Genomic DNA, 23491 nt, shown 5'->3' with positions numbered 1-23491 from the left:
CGCACCGGGGGCGCCCGGCCCGCCCTACCCGGCCGCGGCGTACGTCTCGAAGCCGTCCTCGTCGTCCTCAAGTCCCGCGGGCAGCAGGCCCGCACCGCGCTCGTACTCCGTGCGCGCGGTCTCCAGCAGGCGGCGCCACGACGTGACCGTGGGGCGCCTGCGCAGCAGGGCACGGCGCTCCCGCTCCGTCATGCCGCCCCACACGCCGAACTCCACGCGGTGGTCGAGCGCGTCCGCCAGGCATTCCGTACGCACCGGGCATCCGGTGCACACCGCCTTCGCCCTGTTCTGCGCTGCACCTTGAACGAACAGTTCATCCGGATCGGTAGTGCGGCAGGCTGCCTGCGCACTCCAGTCGGTTACCCAGCCCATGCCGGCGCCGTCCTCTCCCGAATCGAGGCTCCCCCACGGCGGCAAGCGGCATATTCACCGCTGCCAGTTGAGGACGTTACGGCCGGCGGACACAGCGCAACACCCCCTTCGTGCCCAATCTTGAATGGTCCGAACGGACTATGCGTACGCGAAAGATCACCCAGGGGAGTGACGGGTCGCCAGACCGCGGCACCCCGCGCGAACAGGCAGTTCGTCGCCGTCGCGGCGGATGCCGCACGCCCCGCTGGGCGCTCCTTGCTCACACGTTCCGGCGTTCGGGTTCACCGGAAGTTCACAAGGCAAGTCCACTCGAAAGTGTGACCCGCAGCGCGGTGACCGGGAACACCCCGCAGGTATGCCCCCGACATGCGTTCGACCCGTGAGCATCCCCGCCGCCGGAGCGAGGGCGATCCCCAGCGGCCGAGACTGGTCGAGATCGGCCCAATGGACCGAAACCAGCCAGAATCATCCCGAATTACCCTGGATTATCCCAACTGAGCCCGGATTGTCCGAAAATCATTCTGACTCCACCGGGGCCCAGCCTCGGACTGATCCGATTTCGACAGATTCCGAAAGATTCCGACAGATTCTGCCAGAACACGCCAGAGTCCGCCGGAAAACGATCCCCACCCTGTGAAGTGCAGCGGTGCCTTCCTGTGAAGGCATACAGAATCGTGACCGTTGGGTACAGCTTAGGCCAGAGCCTTGACCCGTGTCCGGCGAATCAGACCGTAGGCTTCACCCATGCCAAAGAAGCGCTCGGGCGGGGGCCTGTCCAAGACCCAGCAGGCCGCCAAGTTCCTGGGAGTCAGCGTGCTCGCCGGCGCGGTGCTCGCGGGTATCGCCCTGCCGGCCTTCGGGTCACTCGGCCTGGCGGCGAAGGGGACGGTCAAGGGGTTCGACGAGCTCCCCACGAACCTCAAGACCCCGCCACTGAGCCAGCGCACCACCATCCTCGACGCGGACGGCGGCAAGATCGCCGACGTCTACTCGCGCGACCGCACGGTGGTGCCGCTCAAGGACATCTCGCCGTACATGCAGAAGGCGCTCGTGGCCATCGAGGACTCGCGCTTCTACGAGCACGGCGCCGTGGACATCAAGGGCATCGCCCGCGCGCTGAACCAGAACGCGCAGTCCGGCGGCGTCTCGCAGGGCGCCTCGACGCTGACGCAGCAGTACGTGAAGAACGTCTTCATCGAGGAGGCGGGCAACGATCCGACCAAGGTCGCCCAGGCCACCCAGCAGACCCTCGGCCGCAAGGTCCAGGAGCTGAAGTACGCGATCCAGGTCGAGGACGAACTCGGCAAGAAGAAGATCCTGGAGAACTACCTCAACATCACCTTCTTCGGCGAGCAGGCGTACGGCGTCGAGGCCGCGTCGGAGCGCTACTTCTCCAAGCACGCCAAGGACCTGGACCTGGAGGAGGCGGCGCTGCTCGCCGGCCTCGTCCAGTCGCCGAGCCAGTACGACCCGATCAACGACGAGCCGACCGCGCTGAAGCGCCGCAACACCGTGCTGGAGCGGATGGCCCAGGTCGGCGACATCTCGCAGTCCGAGGCCGACAAGGCGATCGCGACCCCGATCAAGCTGAAGGTCACCCGCCCCAAGAGCGGCTGCATCACCGCCACCAAGGGCGCGGGCTTCTTCTGCGACTACGTGCGCGACACCCTGCTCAACGACCCGGCCTTCGGCAAGACGGCGCAGGCGCGCGCCGACCGCTGGAACACCGGCGGCCTGACGATCAAGACCACGCTCGACCCCAAGGCGCAGCAGGCGGTCCAGACGTCGATCGAGAACCACGTCTACAAGTCGGACTCCGTCGCCACGGCCGTCACCCTCGTCCAGCCCGGCACCGGCAAGATCGTCGCGATGGGCCAGTCGCGCCCGTACGGCATCGGGAATAACGAGACTCAGCTCAACCTCAGCGTCAACCACAACATGGGCGGCGGCAGCGGCTTCCAGTCCGGTTCGACCTTCAAGCCGATCACCGCGGCGGCGGCGATCGACGGCGGCACCGATCCCGGCACGGTCGAGTCCGCGCCGAACAAGATGAACTACCCGTCGCCCGTGCAGACCTGCGACGGCACCTGGCAGAACAGCACCACCAAGCCCGAGACCGTCGAGAACGAGTCGAAGTCCGAGGTCGGGCCCATGAACATGAAGGAGGCCATGGCCAAGTCGGTCAACACCTACTTCGTGCAGATGATCAGCAAGATCGGCGTCTGCCCGGTCACGCGGATGGCCTCGAAGCTGGGCGTGCAGCGCGCCGACGGCAAGAAGATCGACCAGGTCCCCTCGATCACCCTCGGCACCCAGCTGGTCTCGCCGCTGACGATGGCCAACGCCTACGCGACCTTCGCCAACAAGGGCGTCTACTGCTCGCCGATCGCCGTGGAGTCGATCTCCGACGCGTCGGGCAAGTCGCTGCCGGTGCCGAAGACGCAGTGCAAGCAGGCGATGTCGGAGCACACGGCCACGGTCCTCAACTCCCTGTTGAAGGGCGTGGTCGAGGACGGCACCGGTACGCTCGCCGGCCTCACGGACCGCGACAGCGCGGGCAAGACCGGTACCACCGACGACATCAACGCCGCGTGGTTCGTCGGCTACACCTCCGACATGGCGGGCGCGGTCTGGGTCGGCGGCCCGACCGGCAACGTCTCGATGCGCAACATCACCATCGGCGGCCAGTACCACAAGCAGGTCATGGGCGCCGACACCCCGGGCCCGATCTGGAAAGACGCGATGAGCGGGGCGCTGGCGGGCACGACGTCGCCGCCGCTGCCGACCATCAAGCTCCCCGACATGAAGAAGAAGAACCCGAAGCCCGACGACCACAAGGGCGACAACGGCGACGACCAGGGCGACGGCGGTGACGACGGCGACAACGGCGACACCGCGGGCGCCCAGGACGCCGGCGCCACGGCGGGCCAGGACGACGGCGGCGCGTTCGGCGGTGGCGGCAACGGCGGCCAGGACGGCGGCGCGAACGCCGGCGCCGACGCGGGCGCAGACGGCGGCGGGTTCGGCGGCGGCTTCTTCGGCGGCAACCACTGACACGGCCCGCCGCCCCATGTGAAGGCGCCCGCCCCGGAGTTCTCGACCGGGGCGGGCGCCTTCGTGTGCGGGGCCGGGACCGTACGGGGCCGCAGGGGCGCCGGCGAGGGGGCCTGCCGGCGGGGCGGGGCCGTACGCGGGCCGGGCCTGTCGGCGGGCCGGGCCGTACGCGGGCGGGGACATACGCGAGCGGGCCGTCGACGGGGGCCGTACGCGGGTATGCGTAACACGGCGACCGACGTACCGGCCTACCGACCTCCCCACGTACCGGCCTCCCCACGTACCGGCCTACCGGCCTACCGACGCACCGACGCACCGACGCACCGACGCACCGACGCACCGACCGGTCTACCCGAGCGACCGCTTCACCACGCCCGCGACGCGGCCGCCCTCGGCGCGCCCGGCCACCCGCGGGGTCACGATCTTCATGACGGCGCCCATCGCGCCGCGCCCCTCGGCGCCACCCGCCTTGGCCTCGGCCACCGCCTCGGCGACGATCGACTCCAACTCGTCGTCGCTCAGCGGCTTGGGCAGGTACACGGCGAGCACCTCGCCCTCGGCCAGCTCGCGCTGCGCCTGCTCGGCGCGCCCGCCCTTGGCGAACGCGTCGGCCGCCTCACGGCGCTTCTTCGCCTCCCTGGCGATCACCTTCTGCACCTCATCGTCGCTGAGCTCTCGTGCGGACGTGCCGGAGACCTCTTCCTTCGTGACGGCGGAGAGGGTGAGCCGGAGCGTCGCGGAGCGCAGCTCGTCGCGTGCCTTGATGGCGTCGGTGAGGTCTTCCTGAAGCTTGGACTTGAGGCTGGTCATGGGGTCAAGTGTGGCAGGCGGCGCACGCCCGCGGCCGCCCGATTACCGGCGGGGCCGCGCGGCCCCGCCGGGCGCGCACGGGGGCGCGAGGCCGGAGCCCGTACCGGCGCGCGGACGGCGCACACGCCCGGGTGCGTGACGGGTCTCACGCGAGGTCTGCGACGATGGGCGTATGCGCGCACGCTACGGAGTCCCCCTGTCCATCGCTGCGGCCGGCGCGGCAGGCGTCGCCTATGCCGCGGGGTTCGAAGTCCGCTCGTTCAGACTGCGCAGGGTGACCGTCCCTGTCCTGCCGCGCGGCATGCGCGACCTGCGGGTCCTCCAGGTCTCCGACATCCACATGGTGCGCGGGCAGCGCAGGAAGCGCCGCTGGCTCCAGTCGCTGGCCGGGCTGCGCCCCGACTTCGTCGTGAACACCGGAGACAACCTCTCCGACCCGGAGGCCGTACCCGAGGTGCTGGACGCGCTGGGCCCACTGATGGAGTTCCCCGGCGTCTACGTCTTCGGCTCCAACGACTACTACGGGCCCAAGCTGCGCAACCCCGCGCGGTACCTCTTCGAGAAGGCGCAGGGCAAGCACGGCCTCAACGGCAACGCCCCCGCCGTCCACGCCCTGCACAACCCCTGGGAACCCATGCGGGACGCCTTCGACGCGGCGGGCTGGACCGACCTCTCCAACACCCGCGCCCGCCTCAAGCTCGACCGCTACGAGCTGGCCTTCACCGGCCTCGACGACCCCCACATCAAGCGGGACCGCTACGAGCGGGTCGCCGGCGGCCCCGAGGCCGACGCCGACCTCTCGATCGGCGTCGTACACGCCCCCTACCTGCGCGTCCTCGACTCCTTCACCGCGGACGGCTACCCCCTGGTCCTCGCGGGCCACACCCACGGCGGCCAGCTCTGCATCCCCTTCTACGGCGCCCTGGTCACCAACTGCGACCTGGACACGGACCGCGTGAAGGGCCTCTCCACCCACCAGTCGGCGGGCCGCACCTCCTACCTCCACGTCTCCGCGGGCTGCGGCACGAACCGCTACACCCCCGTCCGCTTCGCCTGCCCCCCGGAGGCCACCCTCCTGACCCTCACGGCCGCCGCCCCCTGACCCGAAACCGGATTTCGCCTGGGGCGGCGCGTGGGCTAAAGTAAACCTCGTTGCCGCAGCACGCTGCGGCGATCGGGGTGTAGCGCAGCTTGGCAGCGCGCTTCGTTCGGGACGAAGAGGTCGTGGGTTCAAATCCCGCCACCCCGACAGCGAAACACCAGGTCAGGCCCGGTGCTGAGAGATCAGCACCGGGCCTGACCTGTTGTGTAACCCCGCTTTGGGAGCCATTTGGGAGCCGAGTCTCGGGGTGCGGATCAACAGCGATCCTCAGATCGCCCTCGAGATTGGGCCCAGTTCCGGGGTGCACCGAGGGAGGCCCCATCAGCACTCCCGCCTCCTGCAAGCAAGGGGAGCGAGCCAGGGAGCCATTCACGTGACGCCCCCTTAAAGGTGCGCGTAATATCACCCAGCGTAGCTAAGGGGAGAGGGGCGGGATGAGCAGCTTCAACGAAGTGGCGAACCTACGGGCCGCCGAGGTCCAAGTGCTCGCTGAGTCGAAGAAAACCCTCGGCGCCGTCTACCTGGCCGGCTACGTCGTGGAGTGTCGGCTAAAGCACTTCTTGCACCTGAACGGCATCCCCTTCTCCCGCAGCGGCCGAGAGGGGCACAACCTCCGCGGCCTATGGCAAAGTGCCGGGTTCACCAAGCCCTATGGCCACGCTTCGCTGTTCATTGATCACTGGGACACAAAACTCCGGTACAAGGCCACGCTTCCTCCGGGTGTCGACGCCGACGACCTGCTCAGGGGAGGCCAGCAACTGGCAGGCTGGGTGGCGACACGCGTCAGGCAGGCAGGCTCCCGAGGCTGGAGCCACGGAAGGAGACAGCGGTGAACGAGAGGCCGGAGCCCATGTCAGAGGACGAAGTGACCCAGGCCCTCGCAAAAGCCGTCCAGGCCACACTTCCCGGCTCCGACATCAACGTGGTTCCGGACGCCGGGGGCTTCGTCGTGCGTGTCGTCTCCGAACATTTTGCCTCGCTATCCGAAGCGGACCGCCGCAGCCGAATCCAAGAGCACGTGCCTCCTCGGCTCGTCAGCCAAGTCCATACCTGGGAGTTGCTCACGGAGTCCGAAACTCCCTGGTACGGCGATCTGACGACGGCAGTCATCCCTCCCCCCGCCTGGTCCACCGCGCTCGGCCGCATCGAGAACGAGCAGGCCACGCCGAAAAAGATCACATTCGCCAGCGACCTTGACCAAGACCTCGAATCCGCCCCGGTTGTGACCTTCTACAGCCTTAAGGGTGGTGTCGGACGCAGCACTGCTCTAGCGGCTGTAGCTCGTCGCCTCACCTCCGAGCACGGGCTGAGGGTCCTCTGCATTGACATGGACCTCGAAGCTCCCGGCCTCGACACCCTCTTCGGTATCCCTCAGGAGAGCCAGTCCGACCTCGGCGTGGTCACAGCCCTTCTGGCCTACGAGTTTGGCGAGGAACCTTCGATCTTGGACCATGTTGTCCCAATCGACGACAACGGCCGTTTGTTCTGCATGCCCGCTGGCCGGATTGACGGCACGTACGCCGCCCGGCTCCGCTCCCTGGAGCCGGAGATCTGGTATCGCGAACGCGTTAACGCGCTACACCAGCTCATCGACAATGCTCGGAACTCCACGCTCCGCCCGGACGTGGTCCTGATCGACTCGCGCACTGGTGTCAGCCCCGTAGCAGCCCCACTGCTCTTTGACGTCTCCGACATGGCCGTGGTCTGCTTCCACCCGCACAGCCAGGCTCGGAACGGCACCGAACTGCTGACCGGCGCGCTACTCAGCTCGACCACACGTCGTCAGACGCTTCTCCCCTTGACGCCCGAGCCCCGTTTCGTAGTGTCCCCGATGCCTCCGGGCCAGAGCGCCCCCCGGCTCGCTGACCGGGCTAAGTCCTGGATCGACAAGTGGCTGGAGCCTTTTAACGTAGCCCGGCACGGTGCTCCCGTGCTGACCGCAGAAGAGATCACGCACGTCGTCCCCTACAACGCCGAAGTCTCCTTCTCGGACACAGTTACCTCGGACAGCGTCCGCCTTGCCCCCTACGCCCGCATCGCCGACTGGATCCTGCAGATCGTCCCAGAGCCCGCCCCGAAGCGCAGCTTGCAGAGCCAGACATCGGAGAGCAAGGTCACTGCTCTGGCGCAGCTGTCCTTCTCCACCGGTACGGCGGAGGAGTTGGATAGCGAGCAATTCCTTCAGGACTACGTCGTCACTCGTCAAGTGAGCGAGACGGCTGACCCCGACACTCCCCTCATCCTGGGCCGAAAAGGTACGGGTAAGACTGCACTGTTCCGGTGGCTAGCCGCAGGCGAGTTGCCGGGGTGGACTCCCGTAGCCGTGACGACCCCCAGCTTCCGTGACCGCCCGGACTGGTCCTTCGGCCCAGACAACTACGACGTCATCGACCAGCACCTCGCCACGAGCGGCCAGGACTGGGGCACCGTTTGGCAGATCCTGATCGCCTTGGCCGTGTATCGCACCGATGACGCAACGCACGATGTCGGAGCACCTCATCCGGCGATGCAGAGCCTCGAACCGGGAGACTTCGCCGCTACCCAAGCTGTCCTCGAAGTCTTGCGGGACCCGATGGGAGCCCTCCAGTGTGTGGACTGGCTACGCAAGGTCGATGCCAACGGAAAGAATCAGCTTCTCCTACTGTTCGATGGACTCGACACCGCGTTCGGTAACACACCAATCCAGCGCAGGCGCCGCTCCCATGCCATCGCCGGTCTCCTGGCCAAACAGGCCGACCTCGCACCCAAGTTCGGCAAAATCCGCCTCAAGATCTTCGTGCGCCAGGACATCTGGAGCAGTCTCCGCTTCGAGAATAAAAGCCACTTCTATGGTCTCTCCCGTAGGCTCCAGTGGGAGGATCAGCGCGAATATTTCAAGGTCGTCCTCAAGCGCGCTGTACACGCAGCCGCCTTCCGGGACATCCTCCGCACTGCCGATAAGGCCCTCGTGGAGACTAACGTCGCCTCTTGGACTCCCGACCAGGTTGACATGGCCTGGGGTTCACTTGTTGGCGAGCGTATGCGAGGCGAACGCACCGCATTTACGTCCAACTGGGTCTGGAACCGTCTCGCCGACGGCAACGGCGACCATTCCCCACGGTCCTTGTTGCAGTTGTTCGCTGCCGCGCTGGACTGGGAGCGGGAGGAAGAGAAGCGCAGTGCCTACGACCGCTCGGTCCTGCGCCCGCGCAGCCTCGCCCTCAGCCTGGAGAGGGTGAGCGAACCCGCCTTGTCTGCCCTGTTGGACGAGGAGTTCCAGGAACTCCGGGCGGTAGCCGACGCGCTTAAGGACTACGGTCGCACCCCCATCAGCGAGGAAGCTCTGCGCGACGCCCTCGGTGAGACGCCCGAAGACTTGATCACTCTGGCTAGGGAAGCCGGTCTCATCACACTCAACGATACCGACGACGACGCCCGGTCATTCCGCGTCCCTGATCTCTACCGCTGGGCGCTCCGCGTCACGCGAAGGGGTCCGATGTAAAGAGCACGCCAGCTCAGCGGAAGGACGAACCGCCGCAGGCGGGCGGAAGCCCCTGCTTGAGACGCTCCCGCCGACGGCGGCTCTGAGCTGTATTGCTCAGTGAGCCGTTTTCATCCTGAATAGTTGCAGGTCAGGAGTGTGTGGACGGCTTGGGCGATGGTGCCGATGCGGCGGGTGGAGCATCTGGCACGGCGGAGGATTCGCCGGGACTTCAGCTGCGCGAAGGCGCGCTCACCGGGCGCTCTGAGTCGTGCGTGGTCGCGGTTGAACTGCTGGTAATGGTCGGGGTGTTCGCGGTGGTGGTAGTACGGGGTTCGGAAGGTGGCGCCGGCGCCCTGGTAGGCGCGGTCGGCGAGGACGAGGATCTGCCGGGTGAGGCAGGCCTGGACGATGCCGTGTGCGCGGGCCGCGGTCAGGTCGTGGGTGCGGCCCGGTGTCGCGCGGGAAAACCACAGCGGTGTGCCGTCGGGGCGGGCGATGACCTGCACGTTCATGCCGTGCTTACGGTGCTTCATCGAGTAGTACGGCTCGTCGGCGGCGATCCGGTCGATGGGGATCAGGGTGCCGTCGAGGGTCTCCTCGACGTAGCGCCAGGCCGTGGCTGTCGAGACGCCGAACCCGGCTGCAAGAACGGGCAGTGTCTCGTTCTTGCGCAGATGCACCAGCACGAGCAGGGCCTGCTGGAAGCAGCCCAGCTTTCGCCATCGTGAGCGGTGTTCACGCCTTCGTTCGACAGGGACGGCACCCCTCTGCGATGTCCGCGGTATCCGGCATCTCCTCGACGGGCCCGGGCACTTCGTCGCGTTCCATGCTCCCTCCGTGGACTGCCCGCCGAACCCGCATGTCGTCCAAGCGGCCCGGGACGCGCACGCCGGAGGCCGCGCCGTCCTGGTCGTCACCGCGCGCGCAGCATGCGGGCACTACCACACCGCCTGGCTCGCCCTCGGCGACGTTCTCTCCGACGCGATGTGGATGCGGGCGCGCGGTGACCACCGGCCGGACTACGAGATGAAGCGCGACATCCTCACCAGCATCCGCAAGCCGTACGGGCCGGTGGCCGCGTGGGACGACAACCCGACGGTCATAAGGGCTGTGGCGCGGGGAGGGCGTGCCGACCCACGTCGTACCGGGCGGGCAGGACGACCGCGGTGCACCGTGCTACTCCCCCGCGTGCCCGGCGCACACCGAGCGGACCTCCTTGAGCAGTCGTGGATAGTGCTCGCCGTACGTGTTCAGCGCATGCCACACGGCGTCCAGTGCCGCTTTCAACGGATCGGCTCCGGCGGCGGCGCGCACGGCGTGAGGAGCGAAGTGCGGCTGTGAGATCCGCCGGGGCTCGCGCGGAGTGCGGGCGCCGGGCGCCACCGCGACCTCGCCGTGCGCCGCCCCCGTGCTCCAGATCGGCTGCCCCGCGGCGGGGGCCGCGGGCACGAGCGTGGCCAGAGGGCGCCCGAGGCCCGGCCGCTCGGGTCGGTTGGGCTCCGGGCCCGCCGCCAGAACCCGGGGCAGGGGGCTCGCCGCCGGCGGGGGCGGAGGGTGGTACGGCGGCCGCTCTGGGGGTATCGCCTCCCGGACCGTCCGTCTTCTGGGAACCCGCGGGTCGGTGCGCAGGCTCGCCGACAGCTGGGCCGGGTCGTCGAACGGCGGCGGCAGAGGGCGCCTCTCGGCCAGGGCCGTGAGCGCGTCGGCGACCCAGGGCACGTCCGCAAGGCCCGCCGCCTCGCAGGCCCTGCGGGCGGCCAGCAGCGCCACCGCGCGCTGCACCTCGGAGTCCGCGGCGTCGAGGGTGTGCACCAGGTCGCTGTCGAAGCGGAGCAGCCCCAGGGCGTCGTGGCGGTGACCGCGCAGTCTGTCGCTCGGCAGGCGTCCGCCCCACTCCCACCGTTCGTAGTGCGACCGCAGCTCCCTGCGGGCTCGTTCCTCCGCCTCCCGGGCCAGGCGGGCGGCCTCGTCCTTCTCCTCGGGCGTGGGCGGGGGCGGGCGTTCGCGCGCGTATCGGTGCCAGTAGGCGGCGTCGGCCGAGGTCTGGCGGACCACGAGGTCCGGGCCGAGGGGGGCGGGCCAGAACTGGAGGAGGTAACGGTCCGCCTCCGGCTCTCCTGCGGATCGGGTGTCGAGCCTCCGCCCCTCGTCCCTCCCCCGGGCGCAGTACCGCACCCGGTAGTCGGTCAGTGGGAGATCGAGGTCCCACGCGCCCTCGCCTGCCCACAGCGTCAGACAGGTGCTTTCCGACAGCGGGCGGAAGGACACCTCCACGACGTCCTCCCAGGCCGGGCCCAGCGTGGGGGCCTCGTCGTGCACCTCCACGGTGAAGCCGACGCTGCCGGTGTGCAGTCCGGTGTGCAGCCAGAGCGCGCCCGGCAGCGCGGCCCCGCACAGTCCTCCGCTCTGGCCTGCGAACGCCTCGGAGAGGTCCGGGACGACGCCGTCCGGATCGCTGTGGACGTAGAGCTGTCCGTAGTGGACATGCACCTCACCCGTGACGGGTCCACGCATCACATCCCTCTCTCGTCGTCAACGGCCGCCCGGCGTCTGCGTCCGCGTCTGCGTCCGCGTCCGCGCCGGACGGGCCGTCACGTGACCGGTATCGTGCCGCAGACCACTGACAACGGACCCGGTCTCCAGGGCTCCTCACCACCGCTCGCTCCCGGCTGCCCGCCCGGACGGCACCGGCGCACGGGACCGGCGAGAGCTCACCGTGACGGCGCCGGTTCCGCGCAGGGATCGTCCGCCGCTGCGAAGTCCTGCCGTGGCGACGCGTTCCGCGCACCATCGGTCGTCGGCCCCGGCGCCGCCGCGCACACCGCAGGGCGGCCCGCGGGGAGGTGGAGCCGGAACCCGGTCTCACAGCCGGGCCGGGTCAGCGGGCGGTGCCCAGGCGCATTTGACAAGCGCGGGCGCGCCGCAGGAAGGTGCGCGACATGACGGTGGGTCCGGGGGGACGGCGGCAGAGACGCGCGTGGGCCGGCCTCGTCGTGGCCGGTGTGCTCGGGACCGCGGCCACGAGCGGCTGGGTGTGGGCACGGACCGGCGCAGGTCAGGGCCCCGCCGACACGGCCTCGCTGGTGTCGCTCGCGGTCTCCGTCGCGGGACTCGTCGTGGGCGTGGCGGGGCTGGGCCTCGCGCGCGCCGCCCTGGGCAGCCCGGCCGACGCGGCGTCCCTGGCGCTGTCGGCGGCGGCGACCCTGGCCCGTCAGGTCGAGCGCGCGGAAACCGCCCAGTGGCGGGCCCTGGTGGGCAAGGACTGGGCCCGGATCAACCTCCGCTACACGGTGCGCGGCCCGCGTGGACCACAGGCCGTGCCGGAGCGCGGTCACCTCTTCCACGAGGGGGCACCACCGACCGGTCTCCGGGACATCGCCGCCCACTACCGCGCGACGGTCCCCGCCCGTCTGGTGGTCACCGGTGCGCCCGGTGCGGGAAAGACCGTCCTCGTCCTCGAACTGCTGCTCGCCCTGTTGGAGGACCGCGCCGAGCACGACCCGGTGCCCGTCCGCGTGTCCCTTGCCGGGTGGAAGCCGGACACGTCCCTCGACGAACTCCTCGTCTCCCACCTGGTCGACGCCTACGACTGGCCGCAGCGGCGCGCCGCGTACCTGGTCGAACAGGGGCTGATCCTCCCCGTACTTGACGGCCTCGACGAGATGGACGCCTCCGGAGACGACATGACCGGCCGACCCGGCAGGGGCGGCACGTCAGGGCCTGCCGCCGCGCGGCTGTGGCGGACGCGGTCCGCCCTGCGGGCCCTCAACGAGCACGGCCGCGGCCTGCGCGCGGGCCCGGTGATCCTCACCTGCCGCAGCGAGCACTACGACGCGCTCGCACCTGCCGACCGGCTGAGCCACGCGACACGCATCGCGATCGATCCCGTCACGCCGTCGGAGGCGCTGCGCTATCTCACCGACCGGTACGGGGGCGACAGCCGGTGGAGCCCTCTTCTCGGCCGTCTGGGTTCACACCCTGCCGGCACCCTGGCCACCAGCCTTTCCACCCCGTGGCGGCTGTGCCTCACCGCCACGGTCTACCACCGGGCCGGTGACCCCGCCGAGTTACTGGGGCTCCCCACCGCCCATGCCCTGGACCGGCATCTGCTGCGCGGCCTGATCCCCGCCTCGCACCGGCTGCATCCGTATCCCGACGGCTGCACGCCGGAACAGACGCACCGTCGACTCGCCCTGATCGCACGCCACTTGGGCGGGAGCGTGGACATCCGGCTGACCGAACTGTGGCCGATCGGCGGGCGGCGGCTCGTCCTGCTCTCGGAATACGCGCTGTTCGCCGTGTTCCTCTCCTGCGTGGCTGCCCTGCTCAACCTGGCGGTGGGCTGGTCGAGGGAAGGCCTCAGCCTGGCCGCCGTCTACGCAGGGTGCATGCCGCCGGCGGTCCTGCTGTTCAACCACTTCAACTCCCGCCCGGCGAGGACCAACTGGCGAGCGCTCGTCGCTCCGGCCGCGCGCGCCCGACTGCGTACCGTGCTGTTGAACACCGCCGCGCTCGCGCTCCTGGCGGCCGCGGTGGACACCGACGTGGCCGTGTACCTGGTGCTGCCGGGCGGCTGCTCCGTCGCGCTGTTCGCGTGGACGACCCAGGCCTTCCACAGACGCGCGCAGCCCATCACGTCCGACCGGGACCCGGACGCCTCGCCCCGGGGGCCGGGCCGGTTCGCAGGCGCGGATCTGGGCGCCGCGATGGTCGCGGGTATCACCTGGGGGACCGCCATGGGGCTCGCGACCGGCGGCCTGACGGCCTTCGCGGCCGTCAGGTCGGGTTCGCCGCCGCACGCGGGGCTGACCTTCCTGGTGACCGTCGTCGGCTGGTGCGCCCCGATCTTCCTGGTGGAATGCGACGCGACACGGCGGTACGCGGCCTTCGCCCTGTGCGCCCGCGCGCGCGGCCTGCTGCCGCTCCGCCCCGGCCGGTTCCTCGCCTGCGCGTACGACGCGGGCCTGTTGAGGAAGTCGGGCAACGCGTACCAGTTCCGCCACCGGGAACTCCAGCAGTGGCTCGCCACCGAGCCGGCCCCCGGTGCTCTGCCGGGAGCGGCCCGATGAGGGGCGATCGGCGTCCCGGGCCCGGTGGCCGGGAACTCGGCGGCCGGGTCGGGAAGTCAGTCCCGCCGCGGCCGGTACGCGGTCGCCAGGACCGAGACCGTGGTGCGGCGCGGCAGCGGGCTGCCGGGCCCGATGTGGTCGGGGGGCAGGTGGTGGGCGCTCGGTGTCATGTGGAGGAGGTCGAGGGCTTCGGGCGGGGACAGGGGGGCGGTGTACTCGACGGTGCGGGTGTCCACGGCCGTGAAGAAGGGGTCGAGCGCCCGGTGCAGCCGGTGTCCCTTGGCCGGGTCGATGCCGACCATCGCGGGGAGGGGGCCGCGTAGTTCGACGAGGCGGCGGGCATGGGCACTCCGGGCGGCAGCTGTGACATGACGGGGGAAGAAGGTGCCTACGCGCGGGGCCGGTTGCCGCAGGCACACCGTTGAGGGCGATGCCGGTCGGCATCGCCCTCAACGCGCCGTGGTCACAGGAAGCAGTGGTGCGGGGTGCTCATGGCCCCATCGTACGGGTCGCCTCGTGACGCACGGGCGAGTCGCGTGGGTCACGGCCGGGCGGGGGCGTCGGCCGTCTCGGTGGGGGCCCGGCCGGGGGTCCCGGGCGAGGGCGGGGCGTACTGGGCGGCCTGGAGGGTGTAGAGGGTGCGGAAGGCGCCGGGGCCTGGGGTGGTGGGGGAGATGAGGGCGTCGAAGGTGCCGGATTCGATGACCTTGCCGTGGTCGAGGACGTGGATGAGGTCGGCTGCGCGTACCGAGCCGAGGCGGTGGGTGATCAGGATGACGGTCTGGCCTGCGTCTGCGAGGGCGCGGATCTGCTCGAAGAGGCGTTGTTCGGCCTTGGCGTCGAGCGCCGAGGTGGGTTCGTCGACGATGAGGAGGCGGCCCGCGCGGTAGTGGGCGCGGGCCAGGCCGAGGCGTTGCCACTCGCCGCCGGAGAGCTGATGGCCTCCCTTGTAGGCGCGGGCGAGGAGGGTCGACCAGCCGCGTGGGAGCGAGGCGATGAGGTCGTCGGCGCCGGCGTAGTGGGCAGCGGCGTCGAGGCGGTCCTGGGACACGGGCGCGTCGGGGCGGCCGATGCTGACGTTGACCGCGGCGGTGAACGGCCAGCGGTAGAAGTCCTGTCCGACGACGGCGACTCGGGAGACGAGTTCCGCGCGGTCGGCGGTGGCCGCGTCGACGCCGTCCCAGAGGATGCGGCCCGCGTCGGGCTGGTAGAGCCCGGAGAGCAGCTTGACGAGGGTGGTCTTGCCGCTGCCGTTCTCCCCCACCAGCGCGACGATCTTGCCTGCGGGGACGGTGAGGGAGACGCCGTCGAGGGCGCGCTTGTTGTCCTTGCCGCGGTAGGTGAACACCACGTCCTCGAACGTGATGGCCGCGGGGTTCTCCGGCAGCGCGGCCCCGCCCTCGGGCACGGCGCGCAGCTTGGCCTCCTCGATGAGGCGGTGCAGGTCGCCGACGAACAGGCTCTCCTCGTGCAGATAGTTGATCTGGAGCACCAGGTTGTCGAGGCTCGCGGAACCGGTCCTGATCGCCAGGACCGCCGTACCGCCCACGGAGAGCGCCATCGCGCCGGTCCACAGCAGGCCGCCGAGTGTGGCGTACGTGGCGGCCGTCGCGAGGCCCGTCCAGCCGGCCGCGACCAGGCCGGTGCGCGCGGCGAGCCGGGCCAGCCTGCGCTGTTCCGCCTCCTGCGCCTCGGACATGGCGCGGTAGTGGTGGAGCAGGTACGGGCCGATGCCGTGCACCCGGATCTCCGGCGCCGCGTCGGTGGAGATGAGGAGCCGGCTGAGCAACTGGCCGGCGCGCTGGTGCTGGACCCACACCTGGAACGAGAGGTACCGGCGGCGCGCGAGCGACAGCGCGGCCCAGGAGCGCGGCAGTGTCATCGCGACCAGCAGGGGCAGCAGCAGCGGGTGGAGCACGGCGAGCACGCCGGCCGCCGCGACCAGGGAGAGCATGGCGCCAAGGACGCTCTGGCAGTACCGCACCATGCGGCGTGCGGAACCGGCCCCGTACTGCGCGCTGTCGAGCAGCTTGTGGAACTCGTCGTCCTCGATGGCCGCCAGCTCGACCCGCGCGGTGTGCCACAAGTACCGCTCGGTGGCGACGCGTTCGACCTTGGGTTCCAACTGGCCCGTCGCCGCGGTGGCCAGGGCGCGGAGCAGGGCACCGACCACGGCGGCGCCGCCCGCCACCGCGAGCGCGCCGGACGCCTGGGCGAGGCGGTCGGCGGTCGAGCCGCCCGACAGCAGGTGGGCGAGGACCTTGTTGACCGCGACGAGTCCCACCGCCTGGACCGCGCCGCGGCCCAACTCGGCGGCGGTGACCGCCTGGAGCGCCCGCCTGTCGGCCTCCCACGCGAGGTTGCCCGTCAGGCGGAGGAGGTACGGGAGGCGGGCCAGCATCGCGCGCAGATTGAGCTGGAGGAAGGCGTCCTCGTGCTGGGCGAAGCCCAGGTCGTAGCGCAGGGGGCCGCCGAAGAGTGTCTGCTCGGAGTCGGAGACCGCGGCGCCCTCCGGGGTGTCGGTCGGGGGTGTTCCGGCCGGCGGGTCCTGGACGGTCTGCGTTGTCTCCGTGCGCGGTGTCCCGGGCGTGGGTGCTTCCGCGGGGGGCGCCTCGGGCAGGGCCGCCTGGTCGGGGGCCGCCCGTCCCGGGGCCGTGCGCTCCGGGGGTGCCGCGGGCGGGGGCGGCCCGCCCGGGGCCGTCCGGGATGTGGTCTCGGTGTTCCGCGTGGGATGGGGCTTCGCCAATGTCCGCTCCTGGCAGGCGTGTTGTGGGTGTCGCGCTTGGTCGTGCCGTTGCCTGCGGCCCATTGAAGGGTGTTGCGGGCGGCGCGCGGGAGGGCGCGTCGGAGCCCGTGGGGTGAACGGGAGCGGTTCACGCGGAGCGAGGGAGGCGCGGCTGCCCCACGGGGCTCATGCGGTGGGGCGGTCGCCCGCGGTCCTGGGCGGCGCGGCCTCGGCGTAGTCGGCGAGCCGTACGCCGGTCAGCCGCTCCGACTCGGTCCACAGGCGGGCGTTGGCCGCCGGGTCGAGGGCGCGCCGGGTGATGCGGGCCGGGCCCAAGGGGCCGACGAGCTGGAGGCGGCCGGTGGGGCCGTAGTAGGCGCCCTGGGCGGCCTCGGGGCTGGTGGCCGCGTAGAGGAGGGGCTCGGTGCCGGGCTCCACCCCCTGGGACGGGAGGAGTTGGCCGACTGCGGCCAGGCGGCTGGTCAGGGAGGGCTTGGCGGGGCCGAGGTTGCGGCCCGCGGTCTGGAGGTTGGTGCGGGTGAAGCCGGGGTGCGCGGCGGTGCTGAGCAGGGGCCAGCCGTACGCGTCGGCGTGGACGGCGAGTTGGCGGGTGAACATGAGGTTCGCGAGCTTCGACTGCGCGTACGACGCCCCGGGGCGGTAGCGGCGGCGCTCCCACTGGAGGTCGTCGAAGCCGATGCGGCCGATGTTGGCGGTGCCGCTGCTCATGGTGGCGACGCGGGGCGCGGGCGCGGCGAGCAGGGCGGGCAGCAGCCGGAGCGTGAGGGCGAACGGGCCGAGGTAGTTGCTGCCGAACTGGAGCTCGAAGCCGTCCGCCGTGGTCATCCTGGTCGGCGGGTGCATGACTCCGGCGTTGTTGACGAGCAGGTCGAGGGGGGTGCCCTCGGCGAGGAGGCGGTCCGCGAACTCCTTCACCGTGGCGAGGTCCGCCAGGTCGACCCCGCGCACCTCGACGCGGGCGCCCGGGTGGCGCGCCGTGATCTCGTCGCGCGCCTGCTCGCCCTTGGCGGGTGTCCTCACGGCCAGCACGACCCGCGCGCCCGCCGCGGCGAGCCTGCGGGCCGCCTCCTTCCCCGTGCCGCTGTTGGCTCCGGTGACGACGGCGAACATGCCGGTCCTGTCGGGCACTTCGTACATCTCTCTCACTCCTGACCGCTGTTGGCGCACCGGCGCGGACCGGTACGCGCGAATTTAGAGACCAGTGGTCTCTTGACTTCCCCGAATCTAGCAGACCGTCGGTTCCTTAACAACAGACCGGGAGTCTTTAGTCGTCTGTACGATGTACGGCATGGTCACTCCCTTCCAGCGCGCCCGCAGCGAGGAGCAGCGCACCGTGCGCCGGCAGGCGATCCTCGACACGGCCGCCGCGATGCTCGGCGAAATGCCGGTCGCGCGGCTCAGCCTCAACGAGCTGAGCCGCCGCGTCGGCCTCGCCAAGTCGAACGTGCTGCGCTACTTCGAGTCCCGCGAGGCCGTGCTGCTCGTCCTCCTCGACCGGGCGACGCGCGAGTGGCTCGCGGAGCTCGACGGCGCACTCGCCTCGGCAGTGGACCCGCGCGCGAGCGCGCGGGAGCGCGGCGACCAGGTGGCCGCGGCGCTCGCGGCGTCGCTCGCGGAGCGGCCCGTGCTGTGCGACCTGGCCAGCGCGCAGGCGGCCGTGCTCGAACGCAACGTGTCGACCGAGGTCGCCGCCGAGCACAAGCGCTCGGGCATCGCGACCGCCCGCGAACTCGCCGGGCTGCTGCGCGCGCGCCTGCCGGAGCTCGACGACGCGGACGCGCTGCGGCTCGCGGCGGGAACGCTGCTGATCGCGGGCGCGGTGTGGACGCACACGCACCCCTCGGCCGCCGTGCTCGCCGTGTACGAGGCCGACCCCGCGCTCGCCGTCATGCGCGTCGACTTCCGGACGGGCGTCACCGAGTTCGTCTCCGTGCTCGCCTCGGGGCTGCTGGCGCGCGCCACCGGGTGCTCGGCGTGAGCGGGCGCGCGCCGGAGCGCGTCTGGTACGCCTCGTACGGCTCCAACATGCGGCGGGCGCGGCTCGCCGCGTACCTCGCGGGCGGCCGCCCTGCGGGCGCGGCGCGTACGTACCCCGGCTGCAGGGACCCGCGGCCGCCCGCGGCCTCGGTCCTGCTGCGGCTCGCGGGCACGCTGTACTTCGCCACCGAGTCCGAGGTGTGGACCGGGGGCCGGGCGTTCTACGACCCGGACGCGCACGGCCCGTACGGTCCCCGCGCGGAGGGCACCGAAGGCTCCGGCGTGTCCGGGGCCGCGGCGGCGGACTTCGCGCGGGTGCCCGCGGTGCCGCCCTGGGCGGGCGCGGCGGCGCAGGTCCTGGTGCGGGCGCACCTCATCACGGTCGGGCAGTTCGCGGACGTCGTCGCGCAGGAGATGGGCCGCGAGCCCGGCACGGGCCCCGACCCCGGCCCCGGCCTCGCCGAGGCGCTGGCCACGGGGCGGGCCAGGCTGGGCGCCGGGCACTACGAGACGCTGGTGCACCCGGGGTCGCACGGCGGCGTCCCGGTGGTGACGTTCACCGCGCCCTGGAGCGTACGGGACGTCGCGGCGAACCCGCCGTCCGCGCCGTACCTCACGCACCTCGCGGCAGGCCTTGTCGAGGCGGGCGCGGGGGACGCCCGTACGGTGGCGCGGTACCTCGCCCGATGGCCAGGCGCGGCGGGGCACTGGCGCGTCGGGGCGATCGCCGGGCTGGCACGGGCGGACGGCGCGGGGGACCGGGCGGGAGAGGGCGCCCACGCGGACCGCGCGCCCTGAGCGGGCGGGCGCCCGCGCCGGCCGGTGGCTCGGGGCGGGCGGGAGCGGCCGTGCGGCCGGCGGTCCCCGCCCGCCCGGGGGCGGTCAGCTGAAGCGGATCGACGCGGTCCTGTCGTCGAAGCCGATGCTCGCGAGGTCGGGCACGCTGCCGCTCACGACCTTCGAGTCGCCCGTGCAGCCGGGCTGCGACCAGAGCTTCAGCGGGCCGTCCGTCTGGAGGGACGACGCGACGCCGGGACGCGGGACGTTCTGGCAGCCGGAGCCCGAGACGCCCTGCGAGCCGTTGTCGGCGAAGTCCTTGTCGTCGAACAGGACCGCGTTGGTCGCGGGCGCGTTCGTCGCGGGCGCGGCGGCCGGGCCGCCCGTACCCGTACCGGCGTCCGCACCGCCGCCCGTGCCCGCGCCCGTGCCCGTGCCCGCGCTGCCGGCCTTGCCGCCGTCCGGTGTCACGCCGAACCAGGTGCCGCCGACGCCCTGGCCGTTGGTCTGGCCCGGCTCAAGGTCCTTGCTGAAGCGGTAGACGGGCCAGCCGCCGATGGTCAGCTGGATCGAGCCGTCGTCGCGCCTGATCGCGCCGACCTTCTTCATGTCGACGCCGTCGAGGAACAGCTTGCCGTGGGGGTCGAGGACGACGGGCGGCCAGGTCACGGCGCAGTCCCCGGTGCAGTGGGACGCGGACGGGTCGGGCGTGTCCTTGTCGAACCGGTAGAGGGTGAATCCGGCGCCGTTGACGACGACCGGGTCGAGGCCGCCCGCCTTCGCCGCGGCGAGCTCCGTCCACGCGCGGCCCGCCCTGGTGGTCTGCTGCCCCGCCGGGTCGGCCAGGTCGCCCGTGGTGCTCGGCGCGTTGTTCTGCTGGGCCGTGCCCGGGACGACCTTCAGGCCCTGGGCGGGCGCCTTGAGCGCCACGCCGCTGCCGCCCGCCGGGGCCGCGGTGGACGGCGCGGGGGCGCCGGACGACGCGGCCGGGGCGGCGCCTGTCGTCGTCGCACCGCACGCGGTCAGGGTCATGGCCACGGCGGCGAAGGCCGCAACGGCGGCCGGCGTAACCATGCGCTTCCGGAACATCAGGTGACTCCTCGAAGGTGAACCCACACGCTCCGGCGGTGCGGAGCGTCTCGCCCTCACACACGGTGCGCGGGCGCGGAGTTCTCGGCCGGTTACGCATCGGAGACACAATGCGCACAGCTTCTCGACAGAACCGGCCGGCTTGCCCGCCGGAACACCGCTGTCCTGCGGGTCCTCCGGTTGTCCACAGGGGCGCGGCGCGGGTTTTCCACAGGCTGGGGGCGGAGCGGCCCCGGTGTCGGGGGGCGGGCGCAGAATGGAGCCATGACAGAGAACACCGGCTCCACCAGTTCCCCGTCGGCCGCCGTGCCCGACTGGGAGAAGCGCTTCAGGGCGCCCCGGGTCTCCCTGCCCGACTGGGCGGAGGACGCACCGGACAAGGCCCTCTTCGTGTCCAACGCGACGGGGACCTACGAGCTGTACGCGTGGGACCGCGCGACCGGGGCGCAGCGCCAGGCGACCGACCGGCCCAACGGCACGACGGACGGCGTGCTGACGCCCGACGGCGCGTGGATCTGGTGGTTCTCCGACACGGACGGCGACGAGTTCGGCGTGTGGATGCGCCAGCCGTTCGACGGCCGCGCCGAGGGGGCCGCGGACGAGCCGGCCGTGCCGGGGCTCGCCCCGTCGTTCCCCGCGGGGCTCGCGCTCGGCAGGGGCGGCCTCGCGGTCGTCGGCAGGTCCACCGACGAGGAGGGCACGACCGTCCACGTCGTGCGGGGGCCTGGCGAGGCGCCCGTGGAGATCTACCGGCACCGGGAGTCGGCCGGCGTCGGCGACCTGTCGTACGACGGCGACCTGCTCGCGATCGAGCACACCGAGCACGGCGACGCGATGCACTCGGCGCTGCGCGTCGTCAGGCTCGACGGGTCGGCCGTCGCCGAGCTCGACGACAGCGAGGGCGGCACGCGCGAGCTCGGCCTCGAAGTCCTCGGGTTCTCGCCCGTCGCGGGCGACAGCAGGCTGCTCGTCGGGCACCAGCGGCGTGGCCGGTGGGAGCCGATGGTGTGGAATCCGCTGACCGGCGAGGAGTCGGACCTCGCCCTCGACCTGCCGGGCGACGTGGCGGCCGAGTGGTATCCGGACGGCTCGGCGCTGCTGGTCGAGCACAGCTTCGAGGCCCGCAGCGAGCTGTGGCGCTACGACATGGCGGAGCGGACCATGACACGCGTCGAGACGCCGCCCGGCTCGGTCTCCGGGGCGACGGCGCGGCCGGACGGCAGCGTGGAGTACCTCTGGTCGTCGGCCGCGAAGCCGCCGGTGGTGCGGTCCACCGCGGGCGGCGCGGTCCTGGAGGCGCCGGGGTTCAGGCCGCCGGAGTCGGTGCCGGTGGAGGACGCCTGGGTGGAGGGGCCTGGTGGCCGCGTCCACGCGCTGGTGCAGCGGCCCGCCGGGGCCACGGGCCCGCTGCCGACGGTGTTCGAGGTCCACGGCGGGCCGACGTACCACGACAGCGACGCGTTCGCGGCGGGCCCCGCGGCGTGGGTGGACCACGGGTTCGCCGTGATCCGGGTCAACTACCGCGGCTCGACCGGGTACGGGCGCGACTGGACGGACGCGCTCAAGCACCGGGTCGGGCTGATCGAGCTGGAGGACATCGCCGCGGTCCGCGAGTGGGCGGTGGCCTCGGGGCTCGCCGACCCGGCGCGGCTGGTGCTCGCGGGCGGTTCCTGGGGCGGGTATCTCACGCTGCTGGGCCTCGGCACCCAGCCGGACGCGTGGGCGGTGGGGCTCGCCGCGGTGCCCGTCGCGGACTATGTGACCGCCTACCACGACGAGATGGAGGCGCTGAAGGCGATGGACCGCACGCTGCTCGGCGGCACGCCGGAGGAGGTGCCCGAGCGGTTCGAGGCGTCGTCACCGCTGACGTACGTGGACGCGGTGCGCGCGCCGGTCTACATCTCCGCGGGGGTGAACGACCCGCGCTGCCCGATCCGCCAGGTGGAGAACTACGTGGAGCGCCTGGCCGCCCGCGGCGCGGTCCACGAGGTGTACCGCTACGACGCGGGCCATGGCTCGCTGGTGGTCGAGGAGCGCATCAAACAGGTGCGCCTTGAGCTGGAGTTCGCCGCGAAGCACCTGGCGGGCTGAGGCGCGCGGGCCGGGCCCGTGCCCCCGCGCGGCGGGGCGCGGGGTCAGACGGCGGGCTCGATGCCGAGGGCCCGGTCGCGCTCCGCCTCGGCCTCCCTGCGGACCAGGCGGAACCACATGTAGAGGACGAAGCCCGCGAAGACGAACCACTCGCCGGTGTAGCCGAGGTTCTGGAAGGCCTTCAGGTCGAGGCCGGTGTTCTCGGGCGCGGCTGCGGGCACCGGCGTCAGCCCTCCGGTGCCCTTGTTCGCCGTCACCCAGGCGTCGTACACGCCGTACGGCACGACATTGACCAGCGACGCGCCGCTGATCATGCCGACCTGGCCCTTGGGCAGGCCGCCGCTGGCGATGACGCCGTCCGTGTCGGTGGTCTCGGACGGCTGGAGGGCGCCGACGACACGGACCTCGCCCTTCGGCGCGGCCGGGGCGGGCCTGCCGTGGGGCAGCCAGCCGCGCACGACGGGCAGGGCCTTGCCGCCGTCCGTGTGCAGCATGGTGAGGACGTACGAGCCGGAGCGGCCGTCGAGCCTGCGGTCGGGCACGAGGAACTGGTCGCCGTAGTGCCCTGCGGCCTCGGCCTGCCGGCCCGAGCTCTGCTGGGTGACGGGCAGCAGGGAGCCGAGGGGCGCGGCGGCCTCCTTGGCGGGGTCGGGCCTGTGGTCGGCGGCGCGCTGCGCGTCGACGCGGCCCTCGAAGCGGCTCAGCTGCCAGACCCCCATGAACACGCACACGGGGATCGCCAGCAGCGCGAAGACATTGATCCCCATCCAGCGGGGGGTCAGCAGAAACCGGTACACCCCACCACGGTACGGAACCCGCCTGTGTCCCGGCCCCCGGGGTGCCGCGAGGACGGGCCGCGCCCGGCGCCGCGGGGCACCCCCCGGGGAGCCCCGGGCGCCCCCGGGCGCCCCCGGGCGCCCCCGGCGGACGCGCCCGGCGTC

The 23491-nt window shown here is 71.9% G+C and carries 17 protein-coding genes, 1 tRNA gene and 1 pseudogene; 10 read left to right on the top strand and 9 right to left on the bottom strand.

From position 1 onward, the window contains the following. Positions 1-24: 24 nt before the first annotated feature. On the bottom strand, positions 25-372 hold the full coding sequence (locus ABEA77_RS12975) for a WhiB family transcriptional regulator (protein WP_345645662.1): 348 nt from the start codon (positions 370-372) through the stop codon (positions 25-27). A 744-nt stretch (positions 373-1116) separates the two neighbouring features. Between ABEA77_RS12975 and ABEA77_RS12970 the strand changes: the two genes are divergently transcribed. Next, entirely contained in the window at positions 1117-3426 is a 2310-nt protein-coding gene (locus ABEA77_RS12970) for a transglycosylase domain-containing protein (RefSeq protein WP_345645659.1), read from the top strand. A 348-nt stretch (positions 3427-3774) separates the two neighbouring features. Here the strand turns inward: ABEA77_RS12970 and ABEA77_RS12965 are convergent, their stop codons facing one another. Further along, positions 3775-4236 (bottom strand): GatB/YqeY domain-containing protein, encoded by a 462-nt coding sequence (locus ABEA77_RS12965; protein ID WP_345645656.1) that lies wholly within the window; start codon positions 4234-4236, stop codon positions 3775-3777. A gap of 172 nt (positions 4237-4408) precedes the next feature. Between ABEA77_RS12965 and ABEA77_RS12960 the strand changes: the two genes are divergently transcribed. The 4 genes from ABEA77_RS12960 (at position 4409) to ABEA77_RS12945 (ending at position 8819) form a co-directional block, all read left to right on the top strand. Continuing rightward, positions 4409-5338, top strand: a complete 930-nt coding sequence (locus ABEA77_RS12960; RefSeq protein WP_345645653.1) for a metallophosphoesterase — start codon at positions 4409-4411, stop codon at positions 5336-5338. 73 nt (positions 5339-5411) lie between these two features. After that, positions 5412-5485: transfer RNA gene (locus ABEA77_RS12955), tRNA-Pro, on the top strand. Between the two features lie 287 nt (positions 5486-5772). Continuing rightward, positions 5773-6171: a hypothetical protein gene (locus ABEA77_RS12950; RefSeq protein WP_345645651.1), complete on the top strand. Its 399-nt coding sequence runs from the start codon at positions 5773-5775 to the stop codon at positions 6169-6171. Beyond that, positions 6168-8819 (top strand): tyrosine-protein kinase family protein, encoded by a 2652-nt coding sequence (locus tag ABEA77_RS12945; RefSeq protein ID WP_345645649.1) that lies wholly within the window; start codon positions 6168-6170, stop codon positions 8817-8819. Before ABEA77_RS12950 ends, ABEA77_RS12945 begins: the two co-directional genes overlap by 4 nt. A 110-nt stretch (positions 8820-8929) precedes the next feature. Here ABEA77_RS12945 and ABEA77_RS12940 read toward each other — a convergent pair whose 3' ends face one another. Then, entirely contained in the window at positions 8930-9586 is a 657-nt protein-coding gene (locus tag ABEA77_RS12940) for a transposase family protein (protein ID WP_345645856.1), read from the bottom strand. 52 nt (positions 9587-9638) lie between these two features. On the opposite strand from ABEA77_RS12940, the pseudogene ABEA77_RS34080 reads away from it, so the two are divergent. Further along, positions 9639-9851: pseudogene (locus ABEA77_RS34080) on the top strand (phosphatase domain-containing protein); the annotation flags it as partial. A gap of 126 nt (positions 9852-9977) precedes the next feature. Here ABEA77_RS34080 and ABEA77_RS12935 read toward each other — a convergent pair. After that, positions 9978-11315, bottom strand: a complete 1338-nt coding sequence (locus ABEA77_RS12935) for a hypothetical protein (RefSeq protein WP_345645647.1) — start codon at positions 11313-11315, stop codon at positions 9978-9980. A gap of 425 nt (positions 11316-11740) precedes the next feature. On the opposite strand from ABEA77_RS12935, the gene ABEA77_RS12930 reads away from it, so the two are divergent. Continuing rightward, positions 11741-13870 (top strand): NACHT domain-containing protein, encoded by a 2130-nt coding sequence (locus ABEA77_RS12930; protein ID WP_345645644.1) that lies wholly within the window; start codon positions 11741-11743, stop codon positions 13868-13870. A gap of 56 nt (positions 13871-13926) precedes the next feature. Here ABEA77_RS12930 and ABEA77_RS12925 read toward each other — a convergent pair whose 3' ends face one another. The 3 genes from ABEA77_RS12925 to ABEA77_RS12915 all read right to left on the bottom strand — a co-directional run bounded on the left by ABEA77_RS12925 (position 13927) and on the right by ABEA77_RS12915 (position 17753). Then, complete coding sequence (locus tag ABEA77_RS12925) at positions 13927-14172, bottom strand: hypothetical protein (RefSeq protein ID WP_345645642.1); 246 nt, start codon at positions 14170-14172, stop codon at positions 13927-13929. Between the two features lie 239 nt (positions 14173-14411). Further along, positions 14412-16334 (bottom strand): ABC transporter ATP-binding protein, encoded by a 1923-nt coding sequence (locus ABEA77_RS12920; RefSeq protein WP_345645854.1) that lies wholly within the window; start codon positions 16332-16334, stop codon positions 14412-14414. A 447-nt stretch (positions 16335-16781) separates the two neighbouring features. Further along, positions 16782-17753 (bottom strand): SDR family oxidoreductase, encoded by a 972-nt coding sequence (locus ABEA77_RS12915; protein ID WP_345645639.1) that lies wholly within the window; start codon positions 17751-17753, stop codon positions 16782-16784. A 151-nt stretch (positions 17754-17904) separates the two neighbouring features. Between ABEA77_RS12915 and ABEA77_RS12910 the strand changes: the two genes are divergently transcribed. Together ABEA77_RS12910 and ABEA77_RS12905 are read left to right on the top strand one after the other, a co-directional pair. Then, positions 17905-18594: a TetR/AcrR family transcriptional regulator gene (locus tag ABEA77_RS12910; RefSeq protein ID WP_345645636.1), complete on the top strand. Its 690-nt coding sequence runs from the start codon at positions 17905-17907 to the stop codon at positions 18592-18594. Positions 18595-18641: 47 nt separating this feature from the next. Next, entirely contained in the window at positions 18642-19391 is a 750-nt protein-coding gene (locus ABEA77_RS12905; protein WP_345645852.1) for a histone deacetylase, read from the top strand. Between the two features lie 84 nt (positions 19392-19475). Here the strand turns inward: ABEA77_RS12905 and ABEA77_RS12900 are convergent, their stop codons facing one another. Continuing rightward, a complete protein-coding gene (locus ABEA77_RS12900; RefSeq protein ID WP_345645633.1) occupies positions 19476-20459 on the bottom strand; it encodes a hypothetical protein in 984 nt (327 codons plus the stop codon). Between the two features lie 264 nt (positions 20460-20723). On the opposite strand from ABEA77_RS12900, the gene ABEA77_RS12895 reads away from it, so the two are divergent. After that, on the top strand, positions 20724-22550 hold the full coding sequence (locus ABEA77_RS12895) for a S9 family peptidase (protein ID WP_345645630.1): 1827 nt from the start codon (positions 20724-20726) through the stop codon (positions 22548-22550). A 44-nt stretch (positions 22551-22594) separates the two neighbouring features. Here the strand turns inward: ABEA77_RS12895 and ABEA77_RS12890 are convergent, their stop codons facing one another. After that, complete coding sequence (locus ABEA77_RS12890; RefSeq protein WP_345645627.1) at positions 22595-23347, bottom strand: SURF1 family protein; 753 nt, start codon at positions 23345-23347, stop codon at positions 22595-22597. Between the last annotated feature and the right edge of the window lie 144 nt (positions 23348-23491).

This window comes from Streptomyces tremellae, from assembly GCF_039540215.1.
Taxonomy (GTDB): Bacteria; Actinomycetota; Actinomycetes; order Streptomycetales; family Streptomycetaceae; genus Streptomyces; species Streptomyces tremellae.
The sequence above is the reverse complement of the archived record's forward strand: the minus strand, read 5'-3'. Positions and strand labels throughout refer to the sequence as shown.

What these genes read in the sequence shown, in the direction of transcription:
- ABEA77_RS12960 (WP_345645653.1), top strand. Translation starts at nt 4,409, where the DNA reads ATGCGCGCACGCTACGGAGTCCCCCTGTCCATCGCTGCGGCCGGCGCG.
- ABEA77_RS12895 (WP_345645630.1), top strand. Translation starts at nt 20,724, where the DNA reads ATGACAGAGAACACCGGCTCCACCAGTTCCCCGTCGGCCGCCGTGCCC.
- ABEA77_RS12975 (WP_345645662.1), bottom strand. Translation starts at nt 372, where the DNA reads ATGGGCTGGGTAACCGACTGGAGTGCGCAGGCAGCCTGCCGCACTACC.
- ABEA77_RS12935 (WP_345645647.1), bottom strand. Translation starts at nt 11,315, where the DNA reads ATGCGTGGACCCGTCACGGGTGAGGTGCATGTCCACTACGGACAGCTC.
- ABEA77_RS12930 (WP_345645644.1), top strand. Translation starts at nt 11,741, where the DNA reads ATGACGGTGGGTCCGGGGGGACGGCGGCAGAGACGCGCGTGGGCCGGC.
- ABEA77_RS12970 (WP_345645659.1), top strand. Translation starts at nt 1,117, where the DNA reads ATGCCAAAGAAGCGCTCGGGCGGGGGCCTGTCCAAGACCCAGCAGGCC.
- ABEA77_RS12905 (WP_345645852.1), top strand. Translation starts at nt 18,642, where the DNA reads ATGCGGCGGGCGCGGCTCGCCGCGTACCTCGCGGGCGGCCGCCCTGCG.
- ABEA77_RS12900 (WP_345645633.1), bottom strand. Translation starts at nt 20,459, where the DNA reads ATGTTCCGGAAGCGCATGGTTACGCCGGCCGCCGTTGCGGCCTTCGCC.
- ABEA77_RS12910 (WP_345645636.1), top strand. Translation starts at nt 17,905, where the DNA reads ATGGTCACTCCCTTCCAGCGCGCCCGCAGCGAGGAGCAGCGCACCGTG.
- ABEA77_RS12915 (WP_345645639.1), bottom strand. Translation starts at nt 17,753, where the DNA reads ATGTACGAAGTGCCCGACAGGACCGGCATGTTCGCCGTCGTCACCGGA.
- ABEA77_RS12950 (WP_345645651.1), top strand. Translation starts at nt 5,773, where the DNA reads ATGAGCAGCTTCAACGAAGTGGCGAACCTACGGGCCGCCGAGGTCCAA.
- ABEA77_RS12965 (WP_345645656.1), bottom strand. Translation starts at nt 4,236, where the DNA reads ATGACCAGCCTCAAGTCCAAGCTTCAGGAAGACCTCACCGACGCCATC.
- ABEA77_RS12925 (WP_345645642.1), bottom strand. Translation starts at nt 14,172, where the DNA reads ATGGTCGGCATCGACCCGGCCAAGGGACACCGGCTGCACCGGGCGCTC.